Genomic DNA, 13,288 nt, shown 5'->3' on the forward strand with positions numbered 1-13,288 from the left:
AACGTTCGCTGATTCCAGACTCAGCCGTCGGCTCCGGGCACGGGTGCCCGGAGCCGACGGAGAGCGGAACGCGGAGGGGTTGGTCAGGAGGCGTGCGGGGTGCGGGGGCGCCGCGAGCGGCGGGGCCGCCCCGAGGCGCGGTGCGGAGCCCGGCCGCCCTCACCGGCGCGGCCGACCGACCGGCCGCCGGCAGACCCGGCGGAGGCGGCCTGCGGCGCGGGCGGCGCGATCGTCACCGGCACGCCGGACGGCTCCCGGGCGCCGGTCACCCGGGCCAGGGCCTCGTCGCCGGAGCGCACCTGGACGGACTCGGGACGGATGCCGGCGGTCGACATCAGCCGGGACACGTCCCGGCGCTGCTCCGGCAGGACCAGGGTGACGACCGTGCCGGACTCCCCCGCCCGGGCGGTACGCCCACCACGGTGCAGGTAGTCCTTCGCCTCGGCTGGCGGGTCCACGTTGACCACCATGTCGAGCCCGTCGACGTGGATGCCCCGGGCCGCCACGTCGGTGGCGACCAGCGCCGTCACCTGCCCGGTGCGGAACTGCTCCAGGATCCGGGTGCGCTGCGGCTGCGACTTGCCGCCGTGCAGCGCGGCCGCGCGTACCCCCTTGGCCAGCAACTGGCGGGCGAGCCGGTCGGCGCGGTGCTTGGTGCCCATGAACAGGATGGTGCGGCCCTCGCGGGCGGCGATCCAGGTCAGCGCGGTGGGCTTGTCCACCGCGTCGACGTGCAGCACGTGGTGGGTCATCGCGGTCACCGTGGCGGTGCCCGGGTCGACCGAGTGCGAGACCGGGTTGCTGAGGAAGCGGCGCACCAGCTTGTCCACGCCGCCGTCCAGGGTGGCCGAGAAGAGCATCCGCTGCCCGTTCGGGGCGACCTGCTCCAGCAGCTTGGTGACCTGCGGCAGGAAGCCCATGTCGGCCATCTGGTCGGCCTCGTCGAGCACGGTGATGCCGACCTGGTCCAGCCGGGCGTCGCCGCGGTTGATCAGGTCGTGCAGCCGGCCGGGGGTGGCCACGACCAGTTCGGCGCCGGTGCGCAGGGCGTCCGCCTGGCGTTGCAGCGAGAGCCCGCCGACGACGGTGGCGCAGCGCAGCCCGACGGCGCGGGCGTACGGGTCGAGCGCGGTGGTGACCTGCTGGGCCAGCTCGCGGGTGGGCACCAGCACCAGGGCCAGCGGTCGGCCCGGGCGGGCCCGGCGGCCGGCGGTGCGGGACAGCAGGGGAAGCCCGAAGGCGAGCGTCTTGCCGGAGCCGGTGCGGCCCCGACCGAGCACGTCCCGGCCGGCGAGCGAGTCCGGCAGGGTCGCCGACTGGATCGGGAACGGCTCGGTGATGCCCTGGGCGGTCAGCTCGGCGAGCAGCGCCGGGGCCAGCCCGGTGAGGGCGAAAGAGGGTACGACAGTGGTCATGCGGAAGCCTTCCTCGACGCGGCACGTGTCGAGGGAGGGCGCCGGAGGCGGCGCTGTCACCGGCGGACCAGGCCGCGGGTGACTCACAAGCACGAACCGAAAGGGGTACGGGCCCCGGCCCGCCGCCGTTCGCCGCCTGCTCACGCAGGTCGACGGTGCGGCGGGCCGGTCCCGTCACCGCACCCGGAGGGCGCGATGGGTGTTACTGGAAGATCCGAAGATCAGAGCGGGCGGATGTTCTCCGCCTGCGGGCCCTTCTGGCCCTGGGTCACCTCGAACTCGACCCGCTGGTTCTCGTCCAGGCTCCGGTAGCCGGAGGACTGGATCGCCGAGAAGTGGGCGAAGACGTCGGCGCCGCCGCCGTCCGGGGTGATGAAGCCGAAGCCCTTGTCAGCGTTGAACCACTTGACGGTGCCAATAGCCATTTTTGTTTCGTCTCCTTGACGGAACGTCGAACCCGCACTTGTTGCGGGCTCGAAGAGGAGCGCGCCACGCGGAACTGCCTGGCTCGCTTGTCGCTTCTGGTCGCCCCGCCCGGAGAACTCCGGACACAACAAAGAGCGCCTGGGCCACAATCCTCCAGGCGCACACAGAGTCTCTGGGAACCATAACTGCAACGCGACCAACCTATCATGGATTCGTCCCGGCACCACCGTCTGCCGGAATTTCCGGTACGGAGGCGATCAGCGCGGTCAGCCCGTCCGCGTCGAGCAGGTCCGCCGGCCGGACCGTGACCCCGTCCCGCACGTAGTGGAACGCCGCGCCGACCCGCTCCACCGGCACGCCGGCCAGCTCCGCCCAGGCCAGCCGGTAGACCGCGAGCTGCACGGCGGCCACCTCGGCGGCTACGCCGGCGGGCTGCCGGCCGGTCTTCCAGTCGACCACGTCGAACCGCCCGCCCGGCCGGGCGAAGACGGCGTCCATCCGCCCCCGGACCACCACTCCGGCGATCACTGTGGCGAAGGGCACCTCCACCTCGACCGGCACCCGGTCGGCCCACTCGCTGGCCAGGAAGCGCTCCTGGAGCTCGGCCAACGCCTCGTCCGGCGCCGCGTCCGCGTCCGCCGCACCCGGCAGCTCGTCCAGGTCGAGCAGCCGGTCGGCGCCGAACCGCTGCTCCAGCCACGTGTGGAAGGCGGTGCCCCGGCGGGCGTACGGATTGGGTTCGGTGGGCACCGGGCGGCGCAGCGCGCGGGCCAGCGCCGCCGGATCCCGGCGCAGCGCCACCAACTGGGTCACCGACAGCTGGCCGGGCAGGGCCACCTCGACGGCACCGGACTGCCGGGTCAGCTCGGCCCGCTCGGCGAGCAGCAGGTCGGCCTCCCGCCGCCACCGCGCCACGTCCGCGTCGTCGGCCGACGGGTCCGCGCCCACCCCGGCGGTGTCGTCGCCGCCGGACGGCGTCCGTTCGGCCGTCTCGCCGCCGGGCAGCGGGCGGGCAGCCGCGTCCCCGTCGGACAGTGGGCGGGCCGCCGGGTCGCCGTCGGCGAGGAAGCGGCGGACCAGGGCTGCCGCCTCGGCCAGCGCCGGCCGGCGGGCGCCCAGCGGGTCGGCCGGCCACTCGGCGCGCAGCACCACCTCGGTCGTCGGGTTGACCGCGTCGCCCGGCGGCTCCGGCGCCCACTCGTCCACCAGGTGCCCGGCGCGGGCGTCCAGGCAGGCGTCGTGCACCTCCCGCAGCAGCACCGACGGGCCGCGCGGCCGTTTGGTGCCCTCCCCCCACCAGTAGCCGGAGCAGAGCAGCAGCCGCCGGGGCCGGGTCACCGCCACGTACGCCAGCCGGCGCTCCTCCCGCTCGTCGTGCGCCCGCCAGGCGTCGGTGAAGTCCTCCAGCGCCCGGGCCACCCCCCGCTGGTCCTCGGCCTCGGCCAGGCCCAGCTCCGGCAGCCCGTCGGCGTCGCCGCGCAACGGGAACGGCAGCACGCCCAGCCCGCCGAGCCAGTGGTCGGAGTTGCGCACCGGCCCCGGCCAGACGCCCCGGCTCAGGCCGGCCACCGCGACCACGTCCCACTCCAGGCCCTTCGCGGCGTGCGCGGTGAGGATCTGCACCGCGCCCTCGACCACCTCCACCTCGCCCGGCGTGAGGCCGCGTTCCTCGTCCTCGGCGGCGGCCAGGTAGGCCAGGAACCCCGACAGGGTGGCGCCCGGCGTCTCCCCGCTGAAGCGGGCGGCGACGTCGCCGAGCGCGTCCAGGTGGCCCCGCGCCAGGCCGGCGTCCCCGGCCCCGTCCCGGCCGGCCCGCACCGCCACCTCCACGTCCAGGCCGATCGTCCGCTCGATGTCCGCGATCAGCTCCGGCAGGGACTGGTCCAGCCGGTAGCGCAGCAGGCCCAGCTCCCGGGCGTACGCCCGCAGCCGCGCGTAGCCCTCCGCCGAGTACGCCTGCGCCGGGCCCAGGTCGGCCAGCGCCTCCACCAGGGTCGCCTCGTCGAGCAGGTCCGGGCTGATCTCCGGGGTGCCGTCGTCGGCGAGCCTGCGCCGAGCCGCCGCGATGGACTTCGCCCGGCGGTGCAGGGCCACCAGGTCACGGGGCCCGATCCGCCAGCGCGCGCCGGTCAGCAGCCGCAGCAGCGCGGCCCCGTCCGTCGGGTCGGCCAGCACCCGCAGCGTGCACACCACGTCCCGCACCTCGGGGGTGTCCAGCAGGCCACCCAGGCCCACCACCTCGACCGGCAGGCCGCGCTCGCGCAGCGCCGACTCGATCGCCGGAATCTGGCTGCGCAGCCGTACGAGCACGGCGGTCGTGGGCCGCAGCGGCACCGGGATGTGCTCGGGCAGCACGCCGGGCATTCCGGCCGCGCCGCGCCAGGCGTGCAGCACGCTGTCGGCGATCCAGTCGGCCTCGTCGGCGTACGTCCGCAGCAGCGCGCAGTGGACGGTGCCGCCGGCGGCGCCGCGGGCGCTGCGGTGCGGGACCGGCTCCTTGACGCTCATCGCCGCGCGCAGCTCCGGCACCCGGGCGCCGGCGGCCCGCAGCGGGGTGGCCAACGCGTTGGCGACACCGAGGATCTCGGGCCGGTTGCGCCAGCTCGTGGTGAGGCTGAGCACCTCGGCCGGCGCACCGCCTGCGCGGGCGAACTCCGTGGGGAAGCGGTCCAGGGTGCCGGCGCTCGCCCCGCGCCAGCCGTAGATCGACTGGCAGGGGTCGCCGACCGCCGTCACCGGGTGCCCGCCGCCGAAGAGCGCGTTGAGCAGCACCACCTGGGCATGGCTGGTGTCCTGGTACTCGTCGAGCAGCACCACCCGGAACCGGTCCCGCTCGATCTCGCCGACGCCCGGGTGGTCGCGGGCGACCCGGGCCGCCCGCGCGAGCTGGTCGGCGAAGTCCATCGCCTCGAAGTCCTCCTTGCGCCGGGCGTACGCGCGCACCAGCGGGAGCAGCTTCAGCCGGATCTGCTGGAGTTGCAGCGCCTTGCGCACGTCGGCGTAGACCCGGCCGGGGCGCACCTGCACCTCGGCGAAGAACCGGCCCGTCCACGCGGCCAGCGCGTCCGGGTCGACCAGGTGCTCGTCGAGCTCGCCGGCCAGCGCCAGCACCGCGTCGGTGATCGTGCTCGGCATCCGGTCCACGCCGGACATGTCGCCGTCGTAGTTGCGCACGAGCAGGTCGACCAGCTGCCAGCGGGACGCCTCGGTGAGCAGCCGGGTGGACGGCTCGTAGCCCGCCCGCAGCCCGTGCTCGGTGACGATCCGGCCCGCGTACGAGTGGTAGGTGGAGACGGTCGGCTCCCCGGCCAGCGGGTCGTCGAGCGGGTCGCGCCCCCGCCGCCCGAGCCGCCGCACCAACTGGTCGAGCCGCGTACGCACCCGGTGCGCCAGCTCCCCGGCGGCCTTGCGGGTGAAGGTGAGCCCGAGCACCTGCTCCGGCCGCACGTACGAGTTGGCGACCAGCCAGACCACCCGGGCGGCCATCGTCTCCGTCTTGCCCGACCCGGCGCCCGCCACCACCAGCAGCGGCTCGACGGGGGCGGCGATGATCGCGGCCTGTTCCCGGGTCGGCGCGGGCAGCCGCAGCAGCTTCGCCAGCTCCACCGGCGTGTAGCGGGGGCCGGCGTCGGCGACCCGGGGCGCAGGGGTCGCGCTGCTGAAGAGGGCGGGCTGCGTCAAGGCGTCTCCGGACGACGGGTGGTCGGCGGCTCGACCACCTGGCGGCCCTGCCCGGACACCGGGCAGCTCGTACGCACCGGGCAGACCCGGCACTTGGAGTTGGCGACCGCGGCGAAGGTGGCGGCGGCCATCGTATCCGCGGTACGCCGCACCAGCGCGGTCGCCCAGCCGGCCTCCGGGCCCTCCCCCGCCGGCGCCTGGCTCTGCTCCTTCGCGTCCTTCGCGCCGGTGCCGAGCTGCACCAGGGCCGCGCCGCCGGACTCCTCGCCGAAGTCGGCGAAGGCCCCCGCCTCCACCGCCGCCTGGTAGGCGCCGAGCTGTGGGTGCTCGGCGAGGTCGTTGGCCGTGACGGCGGTGGACTTGCCGGTCTTCAGGTCGATGACGACCAGCCGGCCGTCCTCGTCGACCTCCAGCCGGTCGACCCGGCCGACCAGCTCGACCGGCCGGTGCGGGCCGTCGAGGCGCACCGCGAACTCGTGCTCGATGGCGAGCAGCCGGCGCGGATTCGCGGCCAGCCAGCGGAGCAGCTTGTCCACCATCGCCTCGGCGCGGCTGTGCTCCGGACCGACCATCCAGCGGGCGGCCAGCTCGATGACGTCGAACCGGGCGGCGACGTAGTCCAGCAGCGCCCCCCGGTCGGCGCTGGCGTCCTCGGCGAGCATCGCGGCGGCGTGCACCAGGTTGCCGACGCCCTGGGCGGCGCTGGCCGGCGGGCTGCCGCCGTGCCGCTCCAGCAGCCAGCGCAGGCTGCACCGCAGCGCGCTCTCCATCGCCGACGGGGTGACCCGGACCGGCTCCCCCTCGTCGACCAGCGGGCGGTCGTCGGAGAGCTGCCGCAGCCCCCACCAGTCGTCCGGGTGCGCGCCGGCCACCCCGGCGGCGGCGAGCCGGGCCAGCTCGGCAGCCGCCGCCTGCCGCCGGGCGTAGGTCACGGCCGGGTCGCTGACGGCGGTACGCAGCTCCGCCACCAGCGCCGGCAGGGTCAGCGCCCGGGGCGGCCGGCTCACCGGCAACGCCCCCGGTCGATCCGGCTCCTCCTGGTCGGTGGGATCCGTCGGGCCGGTCGGATCCGGCGGATCGGTGGGATCCGTCGGGGCGGACGGGTCGGTCGGGTCGGTGGGGTCGGTGGGGTCGGTGGGGTCGGTCGGGTCGCTGGGGCCCAGCTCGTAGAGGAAGCGGCTCGGCTGCTCCTCGTGGTCGTCGCCGCCCACCGCGGCGGAGGCGACCGCGCTGACCAGCAGCCGTCGCCGGGCCCGGGTGACCGCGACGTGGAACAGCCGGCGCTCCTCGTCGAGCAGCGCCGAGGTCTGCCCGACCAGGGCCGCCACCACGCCCGCGCCGGCCGTCCGGCCGGCGAGCACGTCGACCAGGCGCTCCGAGCCGAGCAGGCTGCCACGCAGGCGCAGGTCGGGCCAGACGCCCTCCTGCACCCCGGCGACCGCCACGAGATCCCACTCCAGCCCCTTCGCGGCGTGGGCGGTGAGCAGCCGCACCGTCTCCCCCCGGTCGGCGGTCGGGGCGAGGGTGTCGGCCGGCAGGTCCTGACCGAGGACGTGGTCGAGGAAGACCTCCGTACGCGCGCCGGGCAGCCGGTCGGTGAACCGGGCCGCCGCGTCGAAGAGGACCATCACGGCGTCGAGGTCGCGGTCGGCCGCCTCGGCGCGGCGGCGCCGCGCGACGTCGCCCTCGCCGGTCACCGTCTGGCCGCGGCCGGTCGCCGCGGACCACAGCTCGGCGAGCCCGGTGGCCCGCCACACCGCCCAGAGCACGTCCTCCGCCGTGGCGCCGGGCCGCGCGGCGGACTCCCGGGCCACGGCCAGCAGACCGGCCACGGTCTGCGCCGGCTCCGCCCAGTGCCGCTCGATCCCGGCCAACCCGGCCGGGTCGCGCAGCGCCTCCACGATCAGTTCGCCCGAGGGCCGGCGGTCGCCGCCGGCCAGCGCCAGGGCGCGCAGCCCCTGCCGCAGCCGCCGCTCGGCCAGCGGATCGGCGCCGCCGAGCGACGAGTGCAGCAGCGCCACGGCGGCCTCCTCGTCGAGCCGCTCGGGCTCCAGGGCGCAGCGCAGCAGGAGCAGCAGCGGCGCGACCGCCGGTTGCAGGTGCAGCGGCAGGTCCTCGCCGTGCACGACGGTGGGCACCCCGGCGGCGTGCAGGGCACGTTGCAGCGAGGGCAGCTGCCGCCCGGTGGAGCGCACCAGCACGGCCATCTCCGACCAGGGCACGCCGCCGAGCAGGTGTGCCTCGCGCAGGGCGTGCGCCAGCCAGGCCGCCTCGCTGGTGGCCGAGCGGAAGGTGCGTACCTCGACCGCGCCGGGGGGCGCGTCGGGCAGCGGGTGCAGCCGGCGGTGCGCAGCCGGACCGCGCAGCCGTCGCGCCAGCCGGCCGGACGCGGCGAGCAGGCGGGCACCGGCCCGGTAGGAGGTGGTGAGCACCACCTGTGCCGCGGGCGCTCCCGAGGCGGTGCGGAAGCGGTGCGGAAACGTGGCCACCCCCGCCGGGTCGGCGCCCCGGAACGCGTACGTGGAGGAATCCGGGTCGGCGAACGCGACCAGGGGCTTGCCGCCTCCGGCCACCGTCGCGAGCAGGTCCTGCTGGGCCGGGTCGGTGTCGGCCAGCTCGTCGACGTAGACGTACGCCAGCCGCCGGCGCTCGGCCGCGAGCAGCTCGGGGTCGTCGAGCAGCATTCCGGTGGCGGCCCGGACCAGCTCGGCCGGGTCGTACGCGACGGAGCCGCGGTTGCTGACGTCGCGCAGGGCGAGCACGGCCACGTACTCCCGCAGGAACCGCGCGGCGGCGGGCCAGTCGGCGCGGCCGAGCTTCTCGCCCAGCCGGGCCAGCTCGACGGGACCGACGCCCCGCTCGGCGGCGCGCATCAGCAGGTCGCGCAGCTGCGCCGCGAAGGCCCGGGTGCGCAACGCGGGGCGCAGGTCCTCCGGCCAGCCGACCGGGTCGTCGTCGGGCGCCTCGCCGACCACGTCGAGCAGCTCGCGGATGATCAGATCCTGCTCCGGCCCGGTGAGCAGCCGGGGGGACGGCTCGCCGCGCTCGGCCGCCGCCCGCCGCAGCAGCCCGAAGGCGTACGCCGGGAGGGTGCGCACCAGCGGCTCGCGCAGCACGCGGTGCCCGCCCTCGGCGACGCGGGCCTCGATCCGCTGGCGCAGCGCGGTGGCGCCCCGGCGGCCGAAGGTGAGCACCAGGATCCGCTCCGGGTCGACGCCCTCGGCCACCCGCGCGGCGACGGCCTCGACCAGCGTGGCGGTCTTGCCCGTGCCGGGACCGCCGAGCACCAGCATCGGCCCGTCGGTGTGCGCCACGATCTCGACCTGGCGCGGATCGGCCAGCCGCGCCGCCCCACGGTGCGCGTCCCCGTCGGCCGGCCCCCCGGACCGCCGCTCACCCTCCGTCGGCCCTCCGGACCGCCGCTCACCCCCGGTCGGCCCCCCGGACCGACCGTCCCCCCGGGCCGGCCCGCCGGGCCGGTGGTCCCCCCGGACCGCCTCCGCAGGCCGGCGCACCAGCCGGTACGCCTGCATCCGTCCATCCCACCACGCCGGTACGACACCCCCACCCCGCCACCCCGCCGGGGACCAACCCGCACTCCCCCGTCAGAGGAGCTGGAGTTCCAGGGTGTCCAGGGCGGCGGGGACCGTGTCGGTCACGGTGAGCAGGCCCAGGCCGGCGGGCTTGAGGAAGGTCTGGTCGGCCAGCGCGCCCAGCCAGTCGAGCACCGGGCGGTAGAAGCCGTCGGTGTCGACCAGCACCATCGGCTTGGCGTGCAGGGCCAGGGTGGCGGTCGTCCAGACCTCGAACAGCTCGTCGAGGGTGCCGAGCCCGCCCGGCAGGGTGAGGAACGCGTCCGACTTGTCGATCATGAGGGTCTTGCGGCTGGCCATCGAGTCGGTGACGAGCAACTCGTCCGACGCCAGGTCGGCAACCTCCAGGTCGACCAGCGACTGCGGGATCACCCCGACCGTCCGGCCGCCGGCGGCCCGCGCCCCGTCGGCCAGCGCGCCCATCATGCCGACGCACCCGCCGCCGCTGACGAGGGTGTGCCCGCGCCGGGCGATCTCCGCGCCCGTCTCGGCCGCGAGGTCCAGCCAGCGCTGGTCGAGGGTACGGGAGGAGGCGCAGAACACGCAGATCGCCGCCATGTCAGCGCTTCCGGTTCTCGTCGCCCGCCTCGGCGGCGGCCTGCTGGTCGGCGGCGGTGACGGCGACGGCCTCCTCGCGGACCGCCTCCTGCTCGACGTTGAGGGCGGCCTCGGCCTCCACGATGTGCCGGACCGCCGCGTCGACGTCGTCGGTCACGCAGATCAGCTCCAGGTCGACGGGGCCGATCTTGCCGTCGGCGGCCATCGTGTCGCGCAGCCAGTCGAGCAGGCCGCTCCAGTAGTCGGCGCCCATCAGCACCACGGGGAACCGGGTCACCTTGCCGGTCTGCACCAGGGTGAGCGCCTCGAAGAGCTCGTCCATGGTGCCGAACCCGCCGGGCAGCACGACGAACGCCTGGGCGTACTTGACGAACATGGTCTTGCGGGCAAAGAAGTAGCGGAAGTCGATGGCCAGGTCGACCCAGTCGTTGAGCCCCTGTTCGAAGGGGAGCTCGATGCCGAGGCCGACCGACAGCCCACCGGCCTCGCTGGCGCCCCGGTTGGCCGCCTCCATCACGCCCGGCCCGCCGCCGGTGATCACCGCGTAGCCGGCCCGGGCCAGGGCAGCGCCCAGCGCCTCGGCCAGCTGGCACTCGGGGCTATCCGGGTGGCTGCGGGCGGAACCGAACACGCTGACCGCCGAGGGCAGGTCGGCGAGGGTGTCGAAGCCCTCGACGAACTCGGAGAGGATGCGCAGCGCCCGCCAGGCGTCCTTGGTCTTCCAGTCCTCACGCCCCCGCGAATCGAGCAGGCGCTGGTCGGCGGTGCTGCCCGTCATCGCCTGCCGCCGCAGCGTCACGGCCCCCCGGTGCCGTTCCTGTCCCGGCTCGCGGCCGGCCTCCCGCCCGTTGCTCTGACCCATGGGAGCAACCGTAGTGGAGCCGCACCCGCCAGGTGCGCGCACCGTGAGCCGGGCCGCCGCAGGTGACGGGCGAGGCGACAAACGACGCCACCCCCGGGCGCCGGAGGACGCGGCCTCGGACGTCGACGGCACGGCCCCCGGCGACGGACGACGCGACCTCGGCGGCCACCTCGGGCGACGGGCGGGGCCGGGCCGGGCGACGATCGGAAATATTTTTCCGGATCTTGGGCAACTAATTCGGTCGCACGGGCGTCTTACTATTCACATACCGGGTATGCCCCGGCGCGCGCCTTCGGGGGAGGAGTCAGCGTGATCAGCAACAGCGAGATGATCCGGATCCGGCGGCAGATGCAGCGCCGCATCCGCGACGTGGTGGCCGAGCGCCGCCGCGCCCGCCTGATGGAACCGTCCACCGACCAGGGCGGCCAGACCGACGCCCGGCCCTCCGCCGACGCGTCCACCACCGTCTGACCGCACCGACGACACCGTGCACGGAAGGTCCGCGTCCTTCGACGCGGACCTTCCGTCCATCCGGGGCACGCCCCGCGCGGGGAGCTTCAGGAAGAGGCGAGCCAGCGGCGCAGGGTGACGGCGCCCTCCCGGATCTTGCTGATCTCCACGTGCTCGTCGGGATGGTGGGCCAGGTTGGGGTCGCCGGGGCCGAAGTTCAGCGCCGGGATGCCCATCGCGGCGAACCGGGCCACGTCCGTCCAGCCCAGCTTGCCGATCGGCGCGGCACCGACCGCGGCGAGGAACTCCTTGGCGGGTGCCGCCTCCAGCCCGGGCGGGGCGCCGGCGGCCGAATCCGTGACCCGCACGTCGAAGCCGGCGAAGACCTCGCGCAGGTGCGCCTCGGCCTCGGCCGGGGTCCGGTCCGGCGCGAACCGGTAGTTGACCTCGACCTCGCACCGGTCGGGCACCACGTTGCCGGCCACGCCGCCGTGGATGCGGACCGCGTTCATGCCCTCCCGGTAGTCGCAGCCGTCGATGGTCACCCGCCGCGCCTCGTAGTTGGTCAGCCGGTCGAGCACCTCGCCGGCCGCGTGGATCGCGTTCACCCCGTGCCAGGAACGGGCCGAGTGGGCGCGTACGCCGGTGGTGGTGACGACCCCGCGCATGGTGCCCTGGCACCCCGCCTCGACGATGCCGTGCGTCGGCTCCAGCAGCAGCGCGAAGTCGGCCTCCAGCCACTCCGGGTACGCGTCGGCGACCAGGAAGAGGCCGTTGTACTTCGACTCGATCTCCTCGGCCTCGTAGAAGAAGTACGTCACGTCGTAGCGCGGGTCCGGCAGGCTCACCGCCAGGTTCAGCGCGAACGCCACCCCGGACTTCATGTCCGAGGTGCCGCAGCCGTACATCAGGTCGCCGCGCGTGGTCGACGGGAAGTTGTTGTTCAGCGGCACCGTGTCCAGGTGACCGGCGAGCACCACCCGCTGGTCACGGCCCAGGTCCGTCCGCGCCATCACCGTGTTGCCGTGCCGGTACGTGGTCAGGTGCGGTACGCCCCTCAGCACCTCCTCCACGCAGTCGGCGATCGCCTTCTCGTTGAGGGACACGGACTCCATGTCGACCAGCGCGCGGGTCAGCGCCACCGGATCGGCCAGGACCTCGGGGGTCAGCGGGTTCTCCATGGTTCGCACGGTACCGTCAGATCCGGCGAGCGCGTGGAGCGAGCGTTCCGGGGCGGCCCGCGCGGGAGGCGGGGCGCGGAGGGCTCGCCGGCCCGCAGCACGAACGAGAGGTGAATCAGTGACGTCCGAATCCGCCTGGGGCATCGGCCTGGCCACCGTTACCGCTGACGACCAGGTGCTCGACACCTGGTATCCGACGGGCAAGCTGGGCCTCGGCGAGCTGCCGCTGGTCGCCGGCGAGGACGAGGCGGACGTGCTGGACCTGCCCCCGGGGGCGGTCGGCGACCGGGCGCTGCCCGGGCTGCGTACCGTCCAGGTGGTCACCGTGATCGGCTCGCTGGACGAGCCGATCAAGGACGCCGCCGACGCGTACCTTCGGCTGCACCTGCTCTCCCACCGCCTGGTGCGACCCAACGAGCTCAACCTCGACGGCATCTTCGGCAAGCTGGCGAACGTGGCCTGGACCTCCGCCGGGCCCTGCCCCCCGGAGCGGGTCGACGAGCTGCGGGTCATCGAGCGGTCCGCCGGCCGCCACCTGGCCGTGTACGGGGTGGACAAGTTCCCCAGGATGACCGACTACGTGGTGCCGTCGGGCGTGCGGATCGCCGACGCCGACCGGGTGCGCCTCGGCGCGCACCTGGCGGCCGGCACCACCGTCATGCACGAGGGCTTCGTCAACTTCAACGCCGGCACCCTGGGCACCTCGATGGTCGAGGGCCGGATCGTGCAGGGCGTGGTGGTCGGCGACGGCTCCGACATCGGCGGCGGCGCCTCGATCATGGGCACCCTCTCCGGCGGCGGCACCGACCGGGTCCGCATCGGCGAGCGCAGCCTGGTCGGCGCGAACGCCGGCGTGGGCATCTCGCTCGGCGACGACTGCGTGGTGGAGGCCGGCTGCTACATCACCGCCGCCTCCAAGATCACCCTGCCGGACGGCCGGGTGGTCAAGGCCCGCGAGCTGTCCGGGGTGGACAACCTGCTGTTCTGGCGCAACTCGGTGACCGGTGCGCTGGAGGCGAAGCAGCGCAGCGGCAGGGGCATCGAGCTGAACGCCGCGCTGCACGCCAACGACTGACGGTCGCCCCGCCGGGCCCGCGGTCGGCCGCGGACCCGGCGGGGGTA

At 75.3% G+C, this 13,288-nt stretch carries 9 protein-coding genes; 2 read left to right on the forward strand and 7 right to left on the reverse strand.

Annotated elements, in window-relative coordinates:
• Positions 1 to 83 precede the first annotated feature (83 nt).
• The 6 genes from OG989_RS01920 to OG989_RS01945 form a co-directional block, all read right to left on the reverse strand.
• The gene (locus OG989_RS01920; protein WP_327029517.1) at positions 84 to 1,415 is read right to left on the reverse strand and encodes a DEAD/DEAH box helicase; all 1,332 of its coding nucleotides are present in this window, start codon (positions 1,413 to 1,415) and stop codon (positions 84 to 86) included.
• A gap of 221 nt (positions 1,416 to 1,636) precedes the next feature.
• A complete protein-coding gene (gene cspE, locus OG989_RS01925) occupies positions 1,637 to 1,840 on the reverse strand; it encodes a transcription antiterminator/RNA stability regulator CspE (RefSeq protein ID WP_007464836.1) in 204 nt (67 codons plus the stop codon).
• 205 nt (positions 1,841 to 2,045) lie between these two features.
• A complete protein-coding gene (locus OG989_RS01930; protein ID WP_327029518.1) occupies positions 2,046 to 5,522 on the reverse strand; it encodes an ATP-dependent helicase in 3,477 nt (1,158 codons plus the stop codon).
• Positions 5,519 to 9,055 carry a PD-(D/E)XK nuclease family protein gene (locus tag OG989_RS01935; protein WP_442791905.1) on the reverse strand — a complete coding sequence of 1,179 codons (3,537 nt, stop codon included), beginning with the start codon at positions 9,053 to 9,055 and terminating at the stop codon, positions 5,519 to 5,521. The genes OG989_RS01930 and OG989_RS01935 overlap by 4 nt, the downstream gene beginning before the upstream one ends.
• 72 nt (positions 9,056 to 9,127) lie before the next feature.
• Positions 9,128 to 9,673, reverse strand: coding sequence for a TIGR00730 family Rossman fold protein (locus OG989_RS01940; RefSeq protein WP_132231057.1), 546 nt, complete (start codon positions 9,671 to 9,673; stop codon positions 9,128 to 9,130).
• A 1-nt stretch (position 9,674) separates the two neighbouring features.
• Positions 9,675 to 10,535, reverse strand: a complete 861-nt coding sequence (locus tag OG989_RS01945; RefSeq protein WP_151456227.1) for a TIGR00730 family Rossman fold protein — start codon at positions 10,533 to 10,535, stop codon at positions 9,675 to 9,677.
• A gap of 309 nt (positions 10,536 to 10,844) precedes the next feature.
• On the opposite strand from OG989_RS01945, the gene OG989_RS01950 reads away from it, so the two are divergent.
• The gene (locus OG989_RS01950; protein ID WP_192581507.1) at positions 10,845 to 11,006 is read left to right on the forward strand and encodes a hypothetical protein; all 162 of its coding nucleotides are present in this window, start codon (positions 10,845 to 10,847) and stop codon (positions 11,004 to 11,006) included.
• Between the two features lie 86 nt (positions 11,007 to 11,092).
• Here the strand turns inward: OG989_RS01950 and dapE are convergent, their stop codons facing one another.
• The gene (dapE, locus tag OG989_RS01955; RefSeq protein ID WP_151456226.1) at positions 11,093 to 12,166 is read right to left on the reverse strand and encodes a succinyl-diaminopimelate desuccinylase; all 1,074 of its coding nucleotides are present in this window, start codon (positions 12,164 to 12,166) and stop codon (positions 11,093 to 11,095) included.
• A gap of 118 nt (positions 12,167 to 12,284) precedes the next feature.
• On the opposite strand from dapE, the gene dapD reads away from it, so the two are divergent.
• Positions 12,285 to 13,241, forward strand: a complete 957-nt coding sequence (gene dapD, locus OG989_RS01960) for a 2,3,4,5-tetrahydropyridine-2,6-dicarboxylate N-succinyltransferase (protein WP_327029519.1) — start codon at positions 12,285 to 12,287, stop codon at positions 13,239 to 13,241.
• The last annotated feature ends 47 nt before the right edge of the window (positions 13,242 to 13,288 follow it).

The sequence above is a fragment of the Micromonospora sp. NBC_01740 genome (assembly GCF_035920365.1).
Classification (GTDB): domain Bacteria; phylum Actinomycetota; class Actinomycetes; order Mycobacteriales; family Micromonosporaceae; genus Micromonospora; species Micromonospora reichwaldensis.